The following is an 18,906-nucleotide window of genomic DNA, read 5'->3' as shown; positions in this document are numbered from 1 at the left end:
ACTCGGAGAAAAATAATTCAGCAGTAACATTGCATAAATACCGATGATTTTAATCATCAATATGACCCTGATATGTCCAACATTACATAATAAAAATGGACATGGGGTAAGACGGGTAAAGAACCAACTCCCCCAACCATTGGGATTGGTATCGAGGATATAAATACGATGTGGATTCCTTCTAAATTGACACGTCCCGGTCGTCTGCACAATGCAATCGTCCGTCCAAGAGTGCTTGATTTGCTGCAACAAGCGCCTTTTTACAAACTGGTTCTATTTCGCTCTCCTGCGGGGTATGGAAAAACAACAATGGCTGCGCAATGGCTAGCTGACAAACCTAATGTCGGTTGGTACAGCATTGATGACAGCGACAACGATGCTTTCCGATTTATTAACTATCTACTTCAAGCGCTAAACAAAGCGTGCGACAACGCGTGCCCAAATGCCTTGAAATTAGCCGAAAAACGCCAATTTTCTTCATTACGAAGCCTATTTAGTGAAGTATTTGCAGAGATGTCATGCTTCCACAAAGAGTGCTTCCTTGTGCTTGATGATTACCATCTGATCAATGACGATGAAATTCATGAAGCGATGCGCTTTTTCCTTAAACACATGCCAGACAACCTCACGCTGGTTGTTACTAGCCGTTCTGCACCGCCGCTTGGCACCGCGAACTTGCGTGTGCGTGATTTAATGATTGAAATTGGCAACGACCTACTGGCGTTTGATGGCGAAGAAACGACGCGATTCTTCAATCAACGCATCACTGATGGTATTGACGAAGAAATTGCCGGCAATCTGTGCAATTACGTCGAGGGCTGGCCTTCTGCGCTGCAACTGATCGCGCTGCAAGCTCAACATCAAAACAAAACGTTACAGCAATCGGCAGAGTCGGTCTCACAGTTCAATCACGCACATTTATGGGATTATCTAGTCGAAGAAGTGTTTGATTTGCTCGACCAAGAAACCCGCCTATTTTTACTGCAATGTTCAGTGCTTGATCACTTTAATGATGCACTAGTCAGCGCCTTAACTCAGCGAGAAGATGCGTTGGGTATGATTGAATCGCTTAACCGTTATGGTTTGTTTATTCATCCGCTGGAAGGTGAGCAAAACTGGTATCGCTTCCACAATCTATTTGCAGAGTTTCTTGCTCATGAGCGCCAAGCTCGCATTCCATTGCAAGAGCAAAACCTACATGAAATGGCCGCTCGTGCTTGGCTGAGCCAATCTGTGCCACAGCAAGCGCTGTCTCACGCACAGAAATCGGGCAATAGCCAATTAACCGCAGACATATTGCACCAATACGGTTGGCGCATGTTTAACAACGGTGAGCTAAGCGTCTTAGAAAGAGCCATCTGCTCTCTATCTAATGAACAGCTCTACAGCGCGCCGAAACTGTGCATGCTGCAAGCGTGGCTTGCCCAAAGCCAGCACCGCTATGATGATGTGGGTGATCTTCTCAAAAAAGCCGCAGAAGAGATGGACCGCCTCAATGTGAAGCTATCCACCATTGAGCAAGGTGAGTTCAATGCGTTGCGCGCTCAAGTGGCCATCAACCAAAACGAGCCGGAACAAGCGCTTGAATTGGCGGAGTTGGCGCTAAGCCAAATGGACAGCACGGTTTACCATAGCCGCATCGTCGCCACATCGGTCGTTGGTGAAGTAAACCACGTGCTGGGTAACTTAAGCCGCGCATTACCGATGATGCAGCAAACAGAAAAGCTGGCGCGTCAGTATCAAGTGCACCATCAAGCGCTATGGGCGATGTTGCAACAAAGCGAAATTTTAATTGCTCAAGGTTATGTTCAAGCCGCTTTTGAAGTGCAAGAAAATGCCTTTAAATTGATCGACGAACAGCAGCTTCATCAAGTGCCTTTACACGAATTCTTGCTACGTATTCGCGCGCAGATTTTCTGGTTCTGGAACCGATTAGATGAAGCAGAAGAGTGCGTGTATAAAGGATTGGATGTACTTGGTAAACATGATCCAAGTAAGCACTTACATTGCTACTCGATGTTGGCACGTATTGCGATTGGCCGTGGCGAACTCGATAAAGCTGCCAAGTTCATTAATCATATCGATCATCTGATGAAACAATCGACCTATCACGTCGATTGGACGGCCAATGCGTCACTTTCACAGATTCTCTACTGGCAAGCGCGCGGTAATACTGATGCCATCGATCAATGGCTAAACACAGCAACGCGACCAGAAAAAGCCTGTAACCACTTTACTCAGTTGCAATGGCGCAATATTGCTCGTGCGCAAATCAATCTTGGTCTATTTGACGACGCGCAGCAAACCTTGAGTTTCTTGCAACAGCAAGCCGATCAAAACCAATTGATTACCGACACCAACCGCAACATGATTGTGCAAGCAGTATTAGCCAAAGAGCTCAAACAAGATGACGTGGCTAAGCAGATGCTTAAAGACGCTCTTGAGCTAACCAATCAAACCGGCATTTTGGGCAACTACTTGGTCGATGGCGCGCGTATTGGCCATCTATTAGAAAAGATCAGCAACAAGTCTGAACTCGGTGATTTAGAACGCCACCGAGCGCAGCAGCTCATGAGAGATATCTCTACCACGCAACGTAGCCGCTCAGTGCACTTTGACGAAGAGTTTGTCGAGAAATTGGTCAACCACCCTAACATTCCTGAGCTTGTGCGCACTAGCCCACTAACTCAACGTGAATGGCAGGTACTTGGTCTGATCTATTCAGGCTTTAGTAATGAACAAATCGCGCAAGAGTTGGATGTGGCCGCCACCACCATCAAGACTCACATTCGCAACTTGTATCAAAAGCTCAATATTGCAAACCGCAAAGAAGCAATCAGTACCGCTGAAGATTTGCTAAAACTGATGGGCTACTAACCCCATCTATCAGATTAAAAGAGCAGCCATCGCGCTGCTCTTTTCAATTCACACTGTAAATTGTTCGCTCATGGCCTGATGAAAATCATCAAATAGCTCGCCTTAATCACAACCTGTGAAAAATCATTATTTAGAGTGAGCGGTATTGCCAACGTCCATCTCACTTTTCTACCAAAGCAGAAACCTAGCACTAAAGACCTTGTATCGATCCGCTTTTCTATCGCCAGATTAGATAAAAGTTAAATTGCTTATAAGCCATTGGTTTATAGAAAAATGGGACTTAAAACCGTACAAAAAACCATCCATTGTATCTCGATTATTGCAATGACATATTCGAGATTTTTCGAACAGGATGGACTCGATGAACACTCGAAATCTCGCACTGGACTGCCTCAAGGTTATCTTGGCGTTAATGGTTGTTGGAATACACTGTAAGATTTTTTCTGACACTCACATAGCCAGCTACATTCTCACCACTCAAGGGCTATTTCGTATTGCAGTACCGATTTTCTTTTTAATTGGCGGATTTTATTTTAGCCAAATAACCACGACGCAAAACTTGTTCAAATGGGTAAAAAGACTCATGATCCTTTATCTATTCTGGACATTATTTTACGTCTACTTTTGGCTCTACCCGCAGCCGATCACCCTCGGCTATATCGCCTACCTGATTAGAATTTGCCTATTTGGCTACATGCACCTTTGGTACTTGCCCGCGATGTTAGGTGCAGGCGTGATTTGTTACTTGCTGCGTAACCAACCGCAGCTTGGTGCAGTGGTCGCTTTTGTATTGTTTAGTATCGGAGTTTCAATTCAATACGCAGGGGCATACCATTGGTTTGAACACCCACTGTTAGCTCAATTAGCCAGCAGCTCACACACTCACCGCAACTTCCTATTTTTAGGTTTTCCGTTCTTTTTCCTTGGTCATCTCATTCGACGATTTAACATCGCCCAAGCGCTTCCGCGATACTATTTTGGCTTGGCGGCCATCTTGGGTATTGGCCTTCTGCTTGCCGAATCTTGGTATTACTTTCGCTATACGCTCGAACCGAAAGGATTTGATAACATCGCATCTCTGATACTTGTTTGTCCGGCAATTTTCTTACTTGCTGCATCAAGTAAACTGAGTACTCATCATTCATTTTTCACCGTATTGTCGAGCGCCATTTACTTTACTCATCCTTTTTGGATTAAGTTCAGCGGCCATTTCTTCCATTTCAATCTCAATACCTTAGCAATCATTACTGCGCTGTTGACGGTATTGTTCGCTCTACCATTAATGATGTTGCAAAAGAAAGTGAAATTTATCCTCTAAATACAGGCTGATAATCAAGTGGAGTACGGCTTCGCTTGATTATCAATATTCCATTGATAATGTTTCAATCAATCGCTAGTTTTTCCTTTCAGACCCGCTCGTTAGAATGCCTGCATCGAAACGGCAAATGCCATCTAACAATCATAAAGGGTACGAAAATGACTCATCCAATTATTGCTGACCTAGAATCTCGTTACACTGCTAAACGCTACGACGCAACCAAGCGTATCCCTCAGGCAGACCTTGATGTTATCTATCAAGCAATCCGTTTATCAGCTTCTTCTATCAACTCACAGCCTTGGAAATTCATTGTGATTGAAAGCGACGAAGCAAAACAAAAATTCCACGATAGCTTTGCTAACAAACACCAGTTTAACCAACCGCATGCAAAAGAAGCATCACACACGATTCTATTTGCATACGATCCAAAGCTAACCAAAGAAAAATTTGCAAAACGCGTGGACGCTGAAGTTTCTTCTGGTCACCTGCCAGCAGATATGTACGACATGTTCATGGGCGCATACGCTTTTGCAGAAGCTAACACTGACGAAACAGGTTACAACGGCAACTGGACTAAAGCACAAACTTACCTTGCGCTAGGTAACACGCTGCACGTTCTTGCGCGTCTAGGCATTGATTCTACTACGATGGAAGGCGTTGATTCAGAATTGCTTGGTGAGCTTTTCAAAGATGAGTTAGACGGTTACGTATGTGACGTTGCATTAGCGATGGGTTACCACAAAGATGGTGAAGACTACAACCACGGCCTACCTAAAGCACGCCTAGCGATGGAAGACATCCTAGCGGTTCTTTAATTTAAAACTCAAATTCACTGCCTTTGAGAAGCCCCGTTATCGGGGCTTTTTTTGTTGGCGCAGAGACATCGCTCTTCAACTGTTTACTTACTCACCCGCCCCGCAACTTACACATCCATCATCTCAAGACGCAAAAACTCTGAACCCGATCCAAATTTTGTGACTCACACCAAAATATGCGCATGACGTTCTGTTTAAAGTCCTACCTAACTTATTCCTTGAGATACTGATATGAAACATTCTCTTATTTACTCTGCCATAGCACTTTCTCTAGCGGGGTGCGGTTCAGACAGCACATCAAATGAACCAAATCAGACGCAGATTACTATTTCTGGTACTGCAATATCATCAAACGATGTTCTTGCAAATGCGACCGTATGTCTCGTCGATGACCTATTCTCTGAATGTTCACAGGAGTCATTCAAAACTACTACAGACGTGAATGGTCAATATACGTTAAACATTGCAGAAGATAGATACCAAAGTTTGGTGAAACCAACGATTTCAGTTACCCCTTTATCACCAACTACTTCGATATCTGCAACGCAAGCAGAGGTTACTTACGCGGCTTTCGTAGAAGCAGATACTCTCGTTTCACCGCTCACGACCAAAATTGTCGATGAAGTACGTTTTCTCAATCCTGTCGAAACAACCGACGCTATAGTTGCGGATGCCAAAATCACTATCGCTGAAAACTTGCAAATTAACGTGCAAGATTTAAATAGCAACTACATTCAAGAAAACGATTCATCGCTCATTCAAACGGCCCAGATGGCTAATGATGAGCTGACTCTACAAGCAGAGGCGACAGCCAACTTAAACTTAGCACCCGGCTGTACCGGTCAAGCATTAGTTGGATTCGAATATAGCTATAACCATCATTTGGGCGAGCTGATTTTCGTTAAGTACGAAGGTACCATTCAAAACTGTACAGACTCAAACGGCCATGACTATACAGAGGTTGAAAAAACTTATTGGAAGGCTAACCCTGACGATCGTTCTGATGTTGAAACTACAGTGTTTAACTGGTTCAGAGAGAAGAAAACATGGCTCACAGAAACTCAACAGCAAATTGAAACTATTTGGAAATATGATTATTCCTCATATCAAAATACTAGCCCAATTACTGGTCATGAACCTTTTAACTTTGTTGGAGAATTGATTCGTCGCTTGGACTTTAACGACAATAAAACACTAAGCAATGGCTACACAGTTTATGACGAAAGTGGCTGGCATGGGTGGGATGATTATAATCGCAAATATGACTGTCCAGAGGGTGAACTAGCTAAAACTTTGAGTCAGATTGAACGTGGTGAATCTGTCAAACTGAATAACTGTATCGATTTCTTCGAGAAAAATGAATTTGACAACCGATCAGTATCAAGTGAAAAAGTCCAATTCTTTGGCCCTAACAAGCTAAACAATAGTACTCCAAGTGATCCTACAGACGACTATAACGATTGGACTTTAAGTAATTTAGAAAAGCCATACCACTATGAAGAACGTGAAAGCTCTACCGCGAAAGACGGAACTTTCTCTACCACCAAGAAAAAAGATTGGAGTGCAAAAACATTTAACACCCTAAATCCACCTAAAAATGTGTTCAATTCAGTAGAGACAAATACCAGTTTTACTGACAATACCGAACTTAAGCAACAACATAATCCACAGTGGGGTAACTATACGCCAGAGTTGGACTTTGGCCTTAGCTCACTGCGCTATTTCGACCAAGTAAACCCTTCCAATTGGAAAAGCAGAACGAGTAGTTTTGTTCATCGTAGTTACGATTCTCGAGATGGAAAAAGCATCAGCGAGCAACACTACTTAATGGATGTTTCTCATTTAGAGCTATTCAACGGTAACTTTATCGAAACGAATCTTCCTTATCTCAACAACAATCAAAAAGTTGAATTAATTAATCAGAATATTCAATTGAGCACTGACAACACAACGCTTACAGCTCAAGTAGATATAAATCACTTTGAAGGTGCTTCTGATACATCTCCAACAAATGAAAATAGTCCATTTTTAGACGTAAGTATTGAATATACTATCAGCGGTTTAAATAGCACATCATTCGCGACAGATATGACAACTGAAGTCAACGGTAGCCAAGAACACCGCAAAGCATTTACAAGTAATGTATTTAATTCAAACATAACTTGGAATGTCATATCTACAGAACCTGTCTTAGACAGCTCCGCAGAGCCAAAATTAGACAAGGACAAACTAACCGCATTGTTATCAAGTATCTTTAAACAAGATGGTAGTTTTTCATTTAATAAAGAACTCAATATTCCTGATAGCACTAGCTGTGACTTTGGCTACCGCGACTACATCACGACAGTAAATTCAGCATCGTTAGATCTCACCTTCGAACCAGCAGGTGATCTCTACTTCAACGTCAATTGCAACGCAACGGGCAAAGAATGGGATGTAGAAGAACGTGTGATTTCGGCTGTCATTAAGATTACAGATATCAACGCTAATGATTCCATCAACGCAACTTTAAGTGCATGGGATTGGGGGCAAAATATTTTCATCGATACCCCTGTATTTACGCAAGAGCTGACATTTACGCCGAATCCATAATCAAAAATGGTGCCTAAAGCTCTTTGTTACCATTTCAAGTTCGTAATGTTGAGGGAAGATTTTTGCAGCACAATGCATATCCCATATTTCTATCCCCTTAATCAGTAGTTTGAAGCCCCATTATCGGGGCTTTTTTTGATCTAGAGCGAGAGCTAGGCATACAGCGCAAATTACCTTATTGTATCAGCTCACTATCGCAACCATGATTCACTCCATGAAATCCATACTCTGCTTTGGCGACTCCAATACATGGGGTTACGTACCACTCTCTGGCGGGCGCTACCAAACATCGATACGTTGGACATCTTTGCTTGCTAAACAACTGCCACAAGGCTGGCAAGTGATTGAAGAGGGGCTACCGGGAAGAACAACCGGTTTTCACCAGTCTATCCATAATCCACAATCCGGTTTGGGCGACTTTTTATCGTGTTTAGACAAGTACCAACCGAATATTGTCATCATCATGCTCGGCACAAACGATCTACAAAGCCAGCTCAATTTAACCGCTGCAGAGATTTCTCAAGGCGCTGCGCAACTGGTAAAACAAGCACTGCACAACACAAAACCAGCCAGCCCGAGTGAGCACGTACTGCTGGTATGCCCTCCGCCAATCTATGAGGTAGGTTTTGCCCAAACCGGTTTTGAGGGCGGTGCAGAAAAATCCCAGCAACTCGATAAGCACTACCAAGTGCGCGCGGCAGAGCTGGATGTGCGTTACTTCAATGCGGCGCTTGCCGCTGAATCAAGCCCACAAGAGGGGATTCACTGGCATGCAGAGCATCACCATCGGTTTGCTGATGCAATCGCCAAACCCGTGTTAGACATGATCAACAAGCAATCAAAATTCACACTGTAAATTGCCCTATCTTTGCCAAAAGTATCGAAAACAGATAGCAGAATTAATAACGCAAAGAGCCAGCATTTCGCTGGCTCTTGTTGTGTTTAAGTGATCGTTTTATCGAGACATCAGCAAAGTTAAGGCGCTACATAAAACTTCGCTGGCACTTGTTTCGCTGGGTCGCTAAATCCTGCACCTGTGTAGAAGTTTGAGTACTTGTTTACCTTCCCCACATTCCAGTCAGAGATATCTTGGTCAAAATCGGCTGCATCATAGAACATGTATTCCATGTCAGTTACGTTGCTAGTATCCCATTTATCACCGAATGGGTGGTTAAATGCGATAGCATCGCCAAACATTCCATTCATATCCGTCACGCTGCTGGTATCCCAGTTCAGTGGTTGGTCAAATGCATCTGCTCCAGCAAACATTCCACTCATATCCGTCACGCTGCTGGTATCCCAGTTCAGTGGCTGGTTAAATACGTCTGCGTCTTGAAACATCTGGCTCATGTCCTTCACACTACTAGTGTCCCAGTTAGAAATATCACCGTTAAATGCACTTGCCTGCCCCATAGGAAAGCGATGGAACATTCTACTCATATTGGTCACGTTGCTTGTATCCCAGTTAGAAATATCACCATTAAATGCAAGAGCGTCATAAAACATCATGCTCATATTAGTCACTTGGCTGGTATCCAAATCAAGTGGCCGGTCAAATGCCATCGCCCCGTAGAACATGCCACTCATATCCGTCACGTTGCTGGTGTCCCAAGCAGAAATATCACCGTTGAAAATAGTAGCAAAGAAAAACATCATACTCATATTTGTGACTCGACTGGTATCCCATCCAGAAATATCACCGTTGAAGTCACTAGTATTTATATACGAATCGAACATATAGGCCATTGATGTAAGCTCGCTCACATCATAACCTTTAACAAAGGTCCAATCGCCACTCATTTGTGCATCAATAATTGCCGCGTATAGCTCACGGTGTTTAGTGCCAGGTAGATAGTTTGAGTCAGCAATGCCCGTGCCTGAAATATAGGCGCTATCATCAATGGTGGCAGAAATCGTCTTATTCCAATCAGTTAGGTTTTGGTTGAAACCCCATGCTCCAGTCAGCATCTCTTTGATGCTTGTGACCATTGACATGTCCCATCCAGAAATATCCCAATTGAAGCTCGATGCCTCATAAAACATACGCTCCATGTTGGTGATTTTAGCTGTTTTCCATTCTGAGACATCTTGGTCAAAGTAAAATGCATCTGCGAAGAGGTAGGCGGTGGAAGTGAGCGTGGAACCATCATAATGACCAAGAAAGCTCCAGTCAGCGCCACAATTGTATTCATCATCGCACACACGGGCAGTAATAATGTTTTGATACAACCCCTGGTGTTTCGTCGTAGCGAGTTTGCTTACATCAACAATTGCGGTGCCTGAGACATAGGCACTGTCATCTATCGTAGGATCTATTGAGGTATCCCAAGTGGTTAGGTCTTGGTCAAACCGCTCTGCACCAGTGAACATCTCTTTGATGGTTTGCACCCTGCTCATATCAAAGTGGCTAACTGGCTGGTTAAATTTAAGCGCTTTGTAGAACATACGCTCCATATTGGTCACGCTACCGGTATCCCATCCGTAGAGATCACAGTTAAATCGGTTAGCATTAGCGAACATGTTGCTCATATCAGTAACACTGGTGACATCCCACTCAGAGAGTGAGCAAGCGTCGGGATTACTGGTAGAGTAGGTTGATGCCGAATTAGCGGATGCCAAATCAGCATCGGCCACACCATCAAATTTATGAGCGCCGGCAAACATGCCACTCATGTCAGTTACGCTAGAAGTATCCCAGCTAGATAGGTCGCCATCAAAATTAGTCGCACCAGCAAACATACTACTCATGTCAACTACGTTTGAGGTGTCCCAACCCGATAGGTCTGGGTTTAAATCGGATCCTGCGAACAAACCAGATATGTCGGTGATTTGTGAAGTGTCAGCGCTTTCAATCGCTTCAAGATTGCCGCTAGAGATAAGATTAGCTAACTCTTCTTGGGTAACTGGGCCAGCTGTGCCGCCATCGCTACCGCCACACCCAGCTAAGGTGATAATCGGCAACAGCAAGCTAATGTATTTGATATTCATACGTCTTCCTTGCACTAAATAGTACGAGTCATACTTATTGCATGCGCTACAAACGAAGCGATGCAACAGTGAGATTTGGACGTAATATAGCACGATATATTATATAAATATGGTATCAGTTTGGTATCAGTTGTTCATTCGGCCAGTCACTTTGAACACGTTGAAGTAAACCAACATTAACCGACCGCATGCAAAAGAAGCATCACACTGAACTAAAGCACGCCTAGCGATGGAAGACACCCTAGCGGTTCTTTAATTTAAAACTCAAATTCACTGCCTTTAAGAAACCCCGTTATCGGGGCTTTTTTTGGTGAGAAAACTCAAGAAATAGCGGCTTAGCTTTTACGTCTGATTACGTGGCAAGTTCTAAGCCGTAGATTAGGGAAAGGTTTAAACCATGAAAGCCATGGTCACTTCAGCGGTATCTTTGACAGATTCCGCGTACTCTTCATGTTCTGCCACCAGCTGATTAATCAGAATATCAACCAATAGCAAGGCACTGACTTTAGAGGCAAATGCACCGCCAGTTAATGGACCTTCAGGTCTTGCTGCCACTAGCACCTCATCAGAAGAGACCGACAACGGGCTATGGCGAATGTTGGTCAAACTCACTACAGGTGATTGCTGGCTCTTAGCTCGGGTCGCTGCGTAGACGACATCTTTGGTGGAGCCAGAGCTTGAAATCGCAAACCATAAATCACTTGGTTTCGATTTGATCGCACGCATTGCGGCGATATGAGTATCTTCAAACATGGTCGAGGTTTTGCCAATTCTAGTTAACCGAAACGACAAATAACGCCCTACAATGCTAGATGCGCCAACACCAACACAGTGGATGTTGTCAGCTTGGTGAATCATCTGACAAATACGGTCAATCTGTTTGCGGTCAATCAGTGCACTAGTGTCTTGCAAACTGGTAATGGCACTTTGGGTGGCATCATCAATTCGATCACCATCTTCTTTTGGCACATCGCTACTTTTCTTAGTTTGTGGTTGGCTTATTTCAATCGCCAACGCCATACGAAAATCAGAATAGCCTTTAAAACCTAAGTCTCGGCACAAGCGAATCACGGTCGCTTCACTGGTCATGGTATCTCTTGCTAACTCAGTGATAGTAAAGTACTGAGCACTATCAGCGTTAGATACGATAAAATCAGCCACCGTCTTTAACTTAGGACTGTAACCTTCCATGCCGTAGCGAAGGCGCGAGAGTAGATTAACTTGAGGTTGTGCGTTCATAGTGCTCTTGATTCCGTAACTAACGCTGGGAGTATAACGTAATTTCAAACAACAAGAACCCAGCGCTTGCTGGGTTCTGATCTCAATTATCTGTTATAACTGATATTTTTCTATTATCTGGTTCTTGTAGGTTTCCGCCTGAGTGCCGTATATCAACTGGATACCATTACCTGAGCGAATCACCCCTTTGGCATCAAGTGACTTCCACACTTCATCACTTGCTGGCAGTTCACTGTCTTTCACCGTGATACGAAGGCGAGTGATACAAGCATCAATCGATGCAATATTCTCTTTGCCACCTAAGTTTGTCACGATTTCATCAATCAGCGCATTCTCTTTACCGTTGTAATCTTTACGCGTGTATAGCTTGCTCTCTGCATCGTTACGACCCGGTGTTGAGTAGTTGAACTTGCGAATCATAAAGCTAAACACGAAGTAGTAAATCACTGAGTAAAGAGGGCCAAGAATGAGAATCCATTGATAAGAAGTCTTCTCCATACCTTGCAACAAACCAAAGAAGGTAAAGTCGATGATACCGCGAGAGAAGGTAATCCCTACCGCTACGTCAAGCATGTGCATTAGCATGTAAGCCACACCTTCGAGTACCGCATGTACTGCGTACAATACAGGTGCAACGAACAAGAAAGTAAATTCTAGCGGCTCAGTGATACCTGTCAGGAACGACGTTAGTGCCGCCGAGAACAAGATGCCTTTTACTTTTGCTTTGTTCTTATCATCGGCACAACGGTACATAGCCAAAGCAGCAGCTGGTAGACCAAACATCATTGGTAGGAAGCCACCTGTCATTGTGCGAGTCGCTTCAGAGCTAAAGTGAACCGTTGAAGGATCGGCTAGCTGAGCGAAGAAAATCTTCTGACCACCTGCAACCATCTCACCTGCCACTTCTTGTACACCACCTAGTTCGGTGTACCAGAACAGTGGGTAAATCGCATGGTGCAAGCCAAAGACGTTCAATAGACGCATCAATGAACCGTAGAAGAAGGTTCCGATGTAACCCATTGCAGAGAAGGCTTCACCAGCAAAAACGATAGATTTAAAAATTGGTGGCCAAATGAATGGGAACAAGAATGCGAGTGGAATAAAGAACAACATGGTCATCACTGGCACTAAGCGGTTGCCGCTAAAGAACGCCAAGTAATCAGGCAGCGTCACGTTAGAAAAACGGTTGGTGATAAACGCTGACAATAGGCCACACGTAATACCGCCGAAGACACCGGTTTGTAGAGTAAAGATACCGAGCTCTTTGGTGTACATTGAGGCGAGACCTACCGCTTCATCGGCATTTGCACCAGCCGCAATCAACGCTTCTACACTAGTGGTATCTGGTGATAAGCCTTGGAAACCAAGCACTGAGCCAATCACGGTATGAAAGAGCAAAAAGCCCAATACCGCAGAAAGTGCCGCCGTTTCTTTATTGTTGTTTGCCATACCAATCGCAACACCAACTGCGAATAGTAAAGGTAAGTTCACAAACACGAATAGACCCGCTTGGAAACAAAGCACCAAAAATTGGTTAGCCAGAGTTCCCGGCGCAAGGAAGGTCAAGTTGTAGGTTTCAATCAGTGGCCCACTGGTAAATGCACCACCAACCCCGAGCAAGATACCCGCCATTGGTAATACCGCAATAGGCAACATGAATGCCCGACCGATTTTTTGTAGTACAGAAAAGATACTGTTCATGTATCCTCCAAACCCTTTGAATTATTAATATTGTATTTCAAACCGCTACGCAGCTTCCCTTAATCGAGTCAATTATCAACACAATAAAAATTTCCTTCAAACACCATGAAGAAAATCTGTGATCACTGTAAAAAATATTTTCTTTATTGTGGATGGAGATAATTTTCAGGAGTATAACTGCCTCACAAACAAGTTCTAAAAATAAAAATCATAGTAAGAGGCGAGTTATGAAGAACTGGGATATCACCGAAATGGCCAAAAAACTGGCCAACACAATTGTCGTTTCAATTCAACCAGTTGAAGGAAGCCCACTCGATACTACCGAGTTTGTTGTGGCTATGGCTAAAGCCGCAGAAATGGCTGGCGCCCCCGCTTTACGAATCGAAAGTGTTGAACGCGTTGCTGCTGTAGCAAAGGCAGTTTCGATACCGATCATCGGTATTGTAAAGCGCGATCTAGAAGACAGCCCAGTACGCATCACCCCCTTTGTTGATGACGTAAAAGCATTAGAAAAAGCCGGAGCGGCGATTATCGCGTTTGATGCCACCGATCGCGCCAGACCAGAAAACCGCCAAGCGATAGCCGATGCGATTGTGCAATCAAGCTGTATTGGTATGGCAGATTGCGCAGAGTTTGCAGACGGTTTTTGGGCGCACTCGCAAGGTATCGAATTGATTGGCTCAACACTTTCTGGTTACACTGGCGCGGTCACACCGGAAGAGCCAGACTTGGCACTTGTGACCGCATTTGCTCAAGCGGGTTACCTAACCATGGCTGAAGGGCGATTTAACTCTCCAGAGCTATGTAAACAAGCAATCCAAGCCGGCGCACTTTCCGTCACTGTAGGATCGGCCTTAACCCGCCTTGAAGTTGCAACCTCTTGGTATCTTGATGCCGTTGCCGATAAAGAAAAATAGCCCGAAGAGAAAAGGAAAGCCTCATGTTAAAAGCTATTACCGCCCACACATTGTTTGACGGTGAACGCTACTTAGAACAACACGCGTTAGTGTTTGATCAGACTAAAATTGTCGACATCATTCCTATCGATCAGCTCGATGCTAACATTGAGCGAGTCGACTTTGGTAAGGCAACGATTGTTCCTGGCTTTATTGATATTCAAGTGAACGGCGGCGGCGGTGTGATGCTCAATGACCAGCAATCAGTCTCAGCCATTGAAACTATCATAAAAGCGCATCGCCAAGGGGGGACGGCGTACTTGCTCCCTACCCTAGTCAGTGAAAAACCACCAGCGATGGCAGCCGCATTAGACGCTATCTCTGCGGGGATGGAGCAAAAAATCGATGGGCTACTGGGCATTCATTTAGAAGGCCCATGGTTAAACCCGGAGAAAAAGGGTGCGCACGATCAAAACAACTTCTACAGCCCAACCATTGAGCAGCTTGAAGCCTTCCCTTGGTTAAGCAACGGCGTGAACTTCATTACCTTAGCGCCAGAGCAAGTCGAGGCAGAATCAATCAAATGGCTGTCTGATAAAGGCTCCATTATTGCCGCCGGCCACACCAACCTTGTCGAACAAGATCTTATCGGTAAACGAGAAAGCATCAATGGTTTTACTCACCTATACAATGCCATGTCACCACAAACAGGCCGCGAATTAGGGGCAGTTGGGGTAGCACTAAGCGATGATGAACGCTGGGCATCTTACATTGCCGATGGCATTCACGTTCATCCACAAAACTTGCTTATGGCGATCAAACTCAAACCAAAAGACAAGATGGTGTTAGTAACTGATGCGATGGCCTCTGTGGGCAACCCAGATGAAAGCTTTGTGCTCGATGGCCAAACCATTCGTGTTAAAGACGGTAAATTGGTGAATGAAGCAGGCAGTTTAGCGGGCGCGCACATTACCATGGCGCAATCGGTGAAAAACCTCATCGATTGGGGTGTAGATGCTGCGCACGTTTATCAAATGGCAAGCAGCAACCCTGCGCGAGCCATGAAGCTTGATGATCAACTCGGCTTTCTAAAACAAGGTTATCGACCATCGGCAACGATCCTCACTGAAAGTGGCGATACGGCCTCAGTGTTAGTGGATGGCAATCTCTACCACTACTAGACCATTCCTACAGCGCTCAGCTTGGTTTCACTACTAAGCTGAGCGTTGCTCATTGTTAACTTCCCATCCTCTCTACACCTGCTAAAAGCGCTTCAATAAGCAACCTAAGCGCCTTAGGTTGATATTTCCTCTCACGGTACACTAAGAACGCCTGTCGAGCGCTACGATGATACTCAGGCAGTATTTGCACGAGTTGTGAACCTTGGCTGACATGTTTATGTGGCAACGAAGAGATGCCTAAGCCATTCTTTACCGCTTCAACGACCGCTAAAATATCGTTCACCACCAACTTAGGTGTTATGGGTATTGCCTCAACTAACTGACCTTGACGGTAAATGGCCATTTCATTGATATGTTCGACCGACACCCAATCTTGGCGGGTGAGATCGTCGATTTGCTTAAATGGTCCATGTTGCTCAACGTATTTAGGGCTCGCATAAAATCCGTGTTCGGCTGTAAATAATGGCCTTGCTATCATGCCCTGCATGTCGGTTAAATCAAACGTCATTAACAAGTCACGATCAGTTTGAGGAATCATCTGCTCTTGGCTGAGAACCAGATCTAATCGCACCTTCGGGTATTGCTGTAAAAACTCTTCAACCACTTGGCCGACAAAGCTGCGATAGAAATTATGCGGCAATGCGAGCTTGATATGGCCAACCACCTCTCGGCTATCTTCACTCAGTAGCTCAAAGGCGTTTTCAATGCTCTCCATTCCGCTCTTGAACTGCTCAAACACACTTTGACCCGTCGCTGTAGCCACCAGCCCCCTGCCCTGCTTTTCAAGCAAGCGAACGTCTAGCCTTTCCTCTAAAGCCGATAAGCGACGAGACATGGTCGAGATCGGCAGCTTTAAATGGGTCGAAGCCGATTGCAACGACCCCGCTTCCACCACAGCAAAAAACAAATAGAGATCGTCAATATTTCCAAATATGGAATTCATAGTTCTAAAACCGCATATTTTTCTCAGTATTGCTTGGTTATATAGTGTTTATCAACAAAAGCCAATCATTCACATCCAAGGAAGCGATACAGAGCAAGAGAACACACTGTGACTGAAAAAATATACCAATATACCCTTTACGCGGTTTTAAGCATTACCGCCGTTTTTTCACTTTTTCTGATTACTTCAGATAATTTATCTCCGTTTACTACCCAAGCCTCTTTGCATCGTAATATCGTCTCAATAGCCCCTGAAGTTTCGGGCGTGATTGAGCATGTTTCTGTCAGCAACGGTCAAAAGGTATCAAAGGGAGATCTGCTGTTCACGATCAACGCCGATAGCTATCAACTCAAAGTCGTTCAAGCACAAGCTGAGCTAAAGCAAGCGGAAGAGTCCTACAAAGCGACTCAGCAACAACTGATTGCCGCGCAACAAACATTAGGCCAGCGCAAAGCTGAATTGGACAATCAGAACAGTCGCTATCAGCGCGCGCAATCCATGTTTAAAAAAGGGCTATCAACGGCGCAGGAGCTCGACGACACCAAGACTAATGTCGATGTCGCTCGCAGCGCTTTTTCGGTTGCACAAGCTGAAATAGAAAGAATTGAAGCGCAGCTATCAGGAACAGAGACTAATGCCGCTATCCAACTTGCCAACGCAAAACTGGCAAGTGCGCAATTAGATGAGACTCATACTCGCATTGTTGCAAAAACAGATGGCGTCGTGACTAACCTGCAATTACAGCAAGGTAGCTATATCACACAGGGCTCGCCTGCTCTACTGTTAGTCAATGAAGCTCAAACATGGCTAAGCGCTGACTTTAACGAAAAAGGTATGGCCCATTTAGTGGCTGGGCGTGAGGTGAAAATCGCTTTTGATGCCTTACCAGGTCAGATTTTCATTGGTCACATCGAAAGCCAAGAGAGAGCCATCCATGATGCCGACAATAGCAGTGGCCAACTCTCTAGTGTGATTAACGACAGTCGCTGGATTCGCGATCAACAGAAGATCCGCGTGCGTATCACCGTTGAGGCACTGGATCCAAGTCTAATTGCGGGTGCGCGAGCCTCTGTGAGTGTCAGCGATCCTTCAAGCTGGATAAGCCCAATCAGCAGTGCCTGGATTCACCTTGTCTCTATGTTCAGATACCTATACTAGAGCGGAAATAGCATGAAGTGTTTTACTCAGCCTTCGCCGAACAATGAAGCGATTAGAATCACGCTCGCCATTACTGTCTGCATGATGTTGGGCAAACTGCTGGCACTTGATTCAGCAGTCTACTTGGCTCTTTACCCAACCATCATCATGACGAAGAGTAAAGACTATAGCTGGCGCGGACTCATTCGCACATTTATGCCAACATTGCTTGCTGCCAGTTCAGCCCCAGTGGTGAGTGAAGTATTTAGCGACCATCCATTTATCATTTGGACAATTAGCTTATTTTTCTTTGATTTCATGCGCCGAAAAGCGACTTCTCCAGCTAAGATGGGGGCGATGCTAATGCCAACCTTTAATTGGATTTTAATTGTCGTGTTTGCTCAGCATTCTAGTACCGATATGGCGATGCGCATCCATGAAATTCTCATTTCGATGGCCATCACTATTCTCGTTTGTAAGCTGGCTGTGTATTGTTTTCCTATACCGAGCGCAGGTAAGCCAAACCTACCAGCAGACAAAGCGGTGTCAGCGCAGCAAAGGTTGCTATTCATCGGCTTGGTTGGCCTAGGTGTCGGGTTTCTAATGCAAGTCGAAATGCTCTCTGCGACCTTCTGTTTGGTACCTGTTATCGCGGCGGCGTTACAAAACCAAATCACAATTTTTAAACAGGTCGTTGAGCGTCGATTTATTACTCAGGTGGGCGGCTGTGCCATTGCGGCGATATTTAGCTTGCTGCTGATGGGGCATCAAAATGTAATGGGAAGTTATACCTTACTGCTCGCGGGCTTAATTTTTGTTATCGCCACCATGATGACGAAATCCGATAGACAGCTGCGCGATCTTCATGCCGATGCTTTGCTGGCGACTATGTTGCCTATCCAGCTGTATATCTCGCATCAGAATTTGGGGCTTGAACGTACCTTCCTACGTGGTTGGCAATTAATGGTAACGCTGGCGATACTCTACGCACTGTGCCGCTTGGTCGCTCATTATGCTAGTAAACCCAAAACAATGAAGACATCACCCTCTCACAGTTAGAACCCACCTAACGAACAAGCAATAAAAAAGCCTCGCATGTGCGAGTAATGCCGATCAGTTAAGAAATTTTTGAGATCATTTGACCGATCCTCAAAAAGCTTCAAAATCCGATATTAGGAAACTAATATCGGATTTTTTTATGCCTTTAGAAAGCCAACTT

13 protein-coding genes are annotated in these 18,906 nt (G+C 44.7%); 9 read left to right on the top strand and 4 right to left on the bottom strand.

From position 1 onward, the window contains the following. Positions 1-168 precede the first annotated feature (168 nt). The 5 genes from malT to MU515_RS19300 all read left to right on the top strand — a co-directional run bounded on the left by malT (position 169) and on the right by MU515_RS19300 (position 8,458). Entirely contained in the window at positions 169-2,877 is a 2,709-nt protein-coding gene (gene malT, locus MU515_RS19320) for an HTH-type transcriptional regulator MalT (RefSeq protein WP_260262042.1), read from the top strand. A gap of 361 nt (positions 2,878-3,238) precedes the next feature. After that, positions 3,239-4,195 carry an acyltransferase family protein gene (locus MU515_RS19315; RefSeq protein WP_260262040.1) on the top strand — a complete coding sequence of 319 codons (957 nt, stop codon included), beginning with the start codon at positions 3,239-3,241 and terminating at the stop codon, positions 4,193-4,195. Between the two features lie 158 nt (positions 4,196-4,353). Further along, a complete protein-coding gene (locus MU515_RS19310) occupies positions 4,354-5,010 on the top strand; it encodes an NAD(P)H-dependent oxidoreductase (RefSeq protein ID WP_260262039.1) in 657 nt (218 codons plus the stop codon). Positions 5,011-5,241: 231 nt separating this feature from the next. Continuing rightward, a complete protein-coding gene (locus tag MU515_RS19305) occupies positions 5,242-7,602 on the top strand; it encodes a carboxypeptidase-like regulatory domain-containing protein (RefSeq protein ID WP_260262037.1) in 2,361 nt (786 codons plus the stop codon). 214 nt (positions 7,603-7,816) lie between these two features. Then, on the top strand, positions 7,817-8,458 hold the full coding sequence (locus MU515_RS19300; RefSeq protein WP_260262036.1) for an SGNH/GDSL hydrolase family protein: 642 nt from the start codon (positions 7,817-7,819) through the stop codon (positions 8,456-8,458). A 119-nt stretch (positions 8,459-8,577) separates the two neighbouring features. Here the strand turns inward: MU515_RS19300 and MU515_RS19295 are convergent, their stop codons facing one another. The 3 genes from MU515_RS19295 to MU515_RS19285 all read right to left on the bottom strand — a co-directional run bounded on the left by MU515_RS19295 (position 8,578) and on the right by MU515_RS19285 (position 13,530). Next, positions 8,578-10,590, bottom strand: a complete 2,013-nt coding sequence (locus MU515_RS19295) for a BspA family leucine-rich repeat surface protein (protein WP_260262035.1) — start codon at positions 10,588-10,590, stop codon at positions 8,578-8,580. Between the two features lie 390 nt (positions 10,591-10,980). Next, positions 10,981-11,829, bottom strand: a complete 849-nt coding sequence (locus tag MU515_RS19290; protein ID WP_260262034.1) for a MurR/RpiR family transcriptional regulator — start codon at positions 11,827-11,829, stop codon at positions 10,981-10,983. Between the two features lie 93 nt (positions 11,830-11,922). After that, entirely contained in the window at positions 11,923-13,530 is a 1,608-nt protein-coding gene (locus MU515_RS19285; RefSeq protein WP_260262033.1) for a PTS transporter subunit EIIC, read from the bottom strand. A 227-nt stretch (positions 13,531-13,757) separates the two neighbouring features. Here MU515_RS19285 and MU515_RS19280 point away from each other — a divergent pair, with 227 nt between their 5' ends. Continuing rightward, positions 13,758-14,447 (top strand): N-acetylmannosamine-6-phosphate 2-epimerase, encoded by a 690-nt coding sequence (locus MU515_RS19280; RefSeq protein ID WP_260262032.1) that lies wholly within the window; start codon positions 13,758-13,760, stop codon positions 14,445-14,447. Positions 14,448-14,470: 23 nt separating this feature from the next. Next, positions 14,471-15,607 carry an N-acetylglucosamine-6-phosphate deacetylase gene (gene nagA / locus MU515_RS19275; RefSeq protein WP_260262031.1) on the top strand — a complete coding sequence of 379 codons (1,137 nt, stop codon included), beginning with the start codon at positions 14,471-14,473 and terminating at the stop codon, positions 15,605-15,607. Positions 15,608-15,662: 55 nt separating this feature from the next. Here nagA and MU515_RS19270 read toward each other — a convergent pair whose 3' ends face one another. Further along, on the bottom strand, positions 15,663-16,550 hold the full coding sequence (locus tag MU515_RS19270) for a LysR family transcriptional regulator (protein WP_260262030.1): 888 nt from the start codon (positions 16,548-16,550) through the stop codon (positions 15,663-15,665). A 108-nt stretch (positions 16,551-16,658) separates the two neighbouring features. Between MU515_RS19270 and MU515_RS19265 the strand changes: the two genes are divergently transcribed. After that, complete coding sequence (locus MU515_RS19265; RefSeq protein ID WP_260262029.1) at positions 16,659-17,708, top strand: HlyD family secretion protein; 1,050 nt, start codon at positions 16,659-16,661, stop codon at positions 17,706-17,708. A gap of 12 nt (positions 17,709-17,720) precedes the next feature. Next, on the top strand, positions 17,721-18,746 hold the full coding sequence (locus tag MU515_RS19260) for a DUF2955 domain-containing protein (RefSeq protein WP_260262028.1): 1,026 nt from the start codon (positions 17,721-17,723) through the stop codon (positions 18,744-18,746). Positions 18,747-18,906: the final 160 nt, after the last annotated feature.

It is taken from the genome of Vibrio intestinalis (genome assembly GCF_025195085.2).
In the GTDB taxonomy this organism is placed as follows: Bacteria; Pseudomonadota; Gammaproteobacteria; order Enterobacterales; family Vibrionaceae; genus Vibrio; species Vibrio intestinalis.
This window is presented reverse-complemented; position numbering and strand designations above follow the sequence as displayed.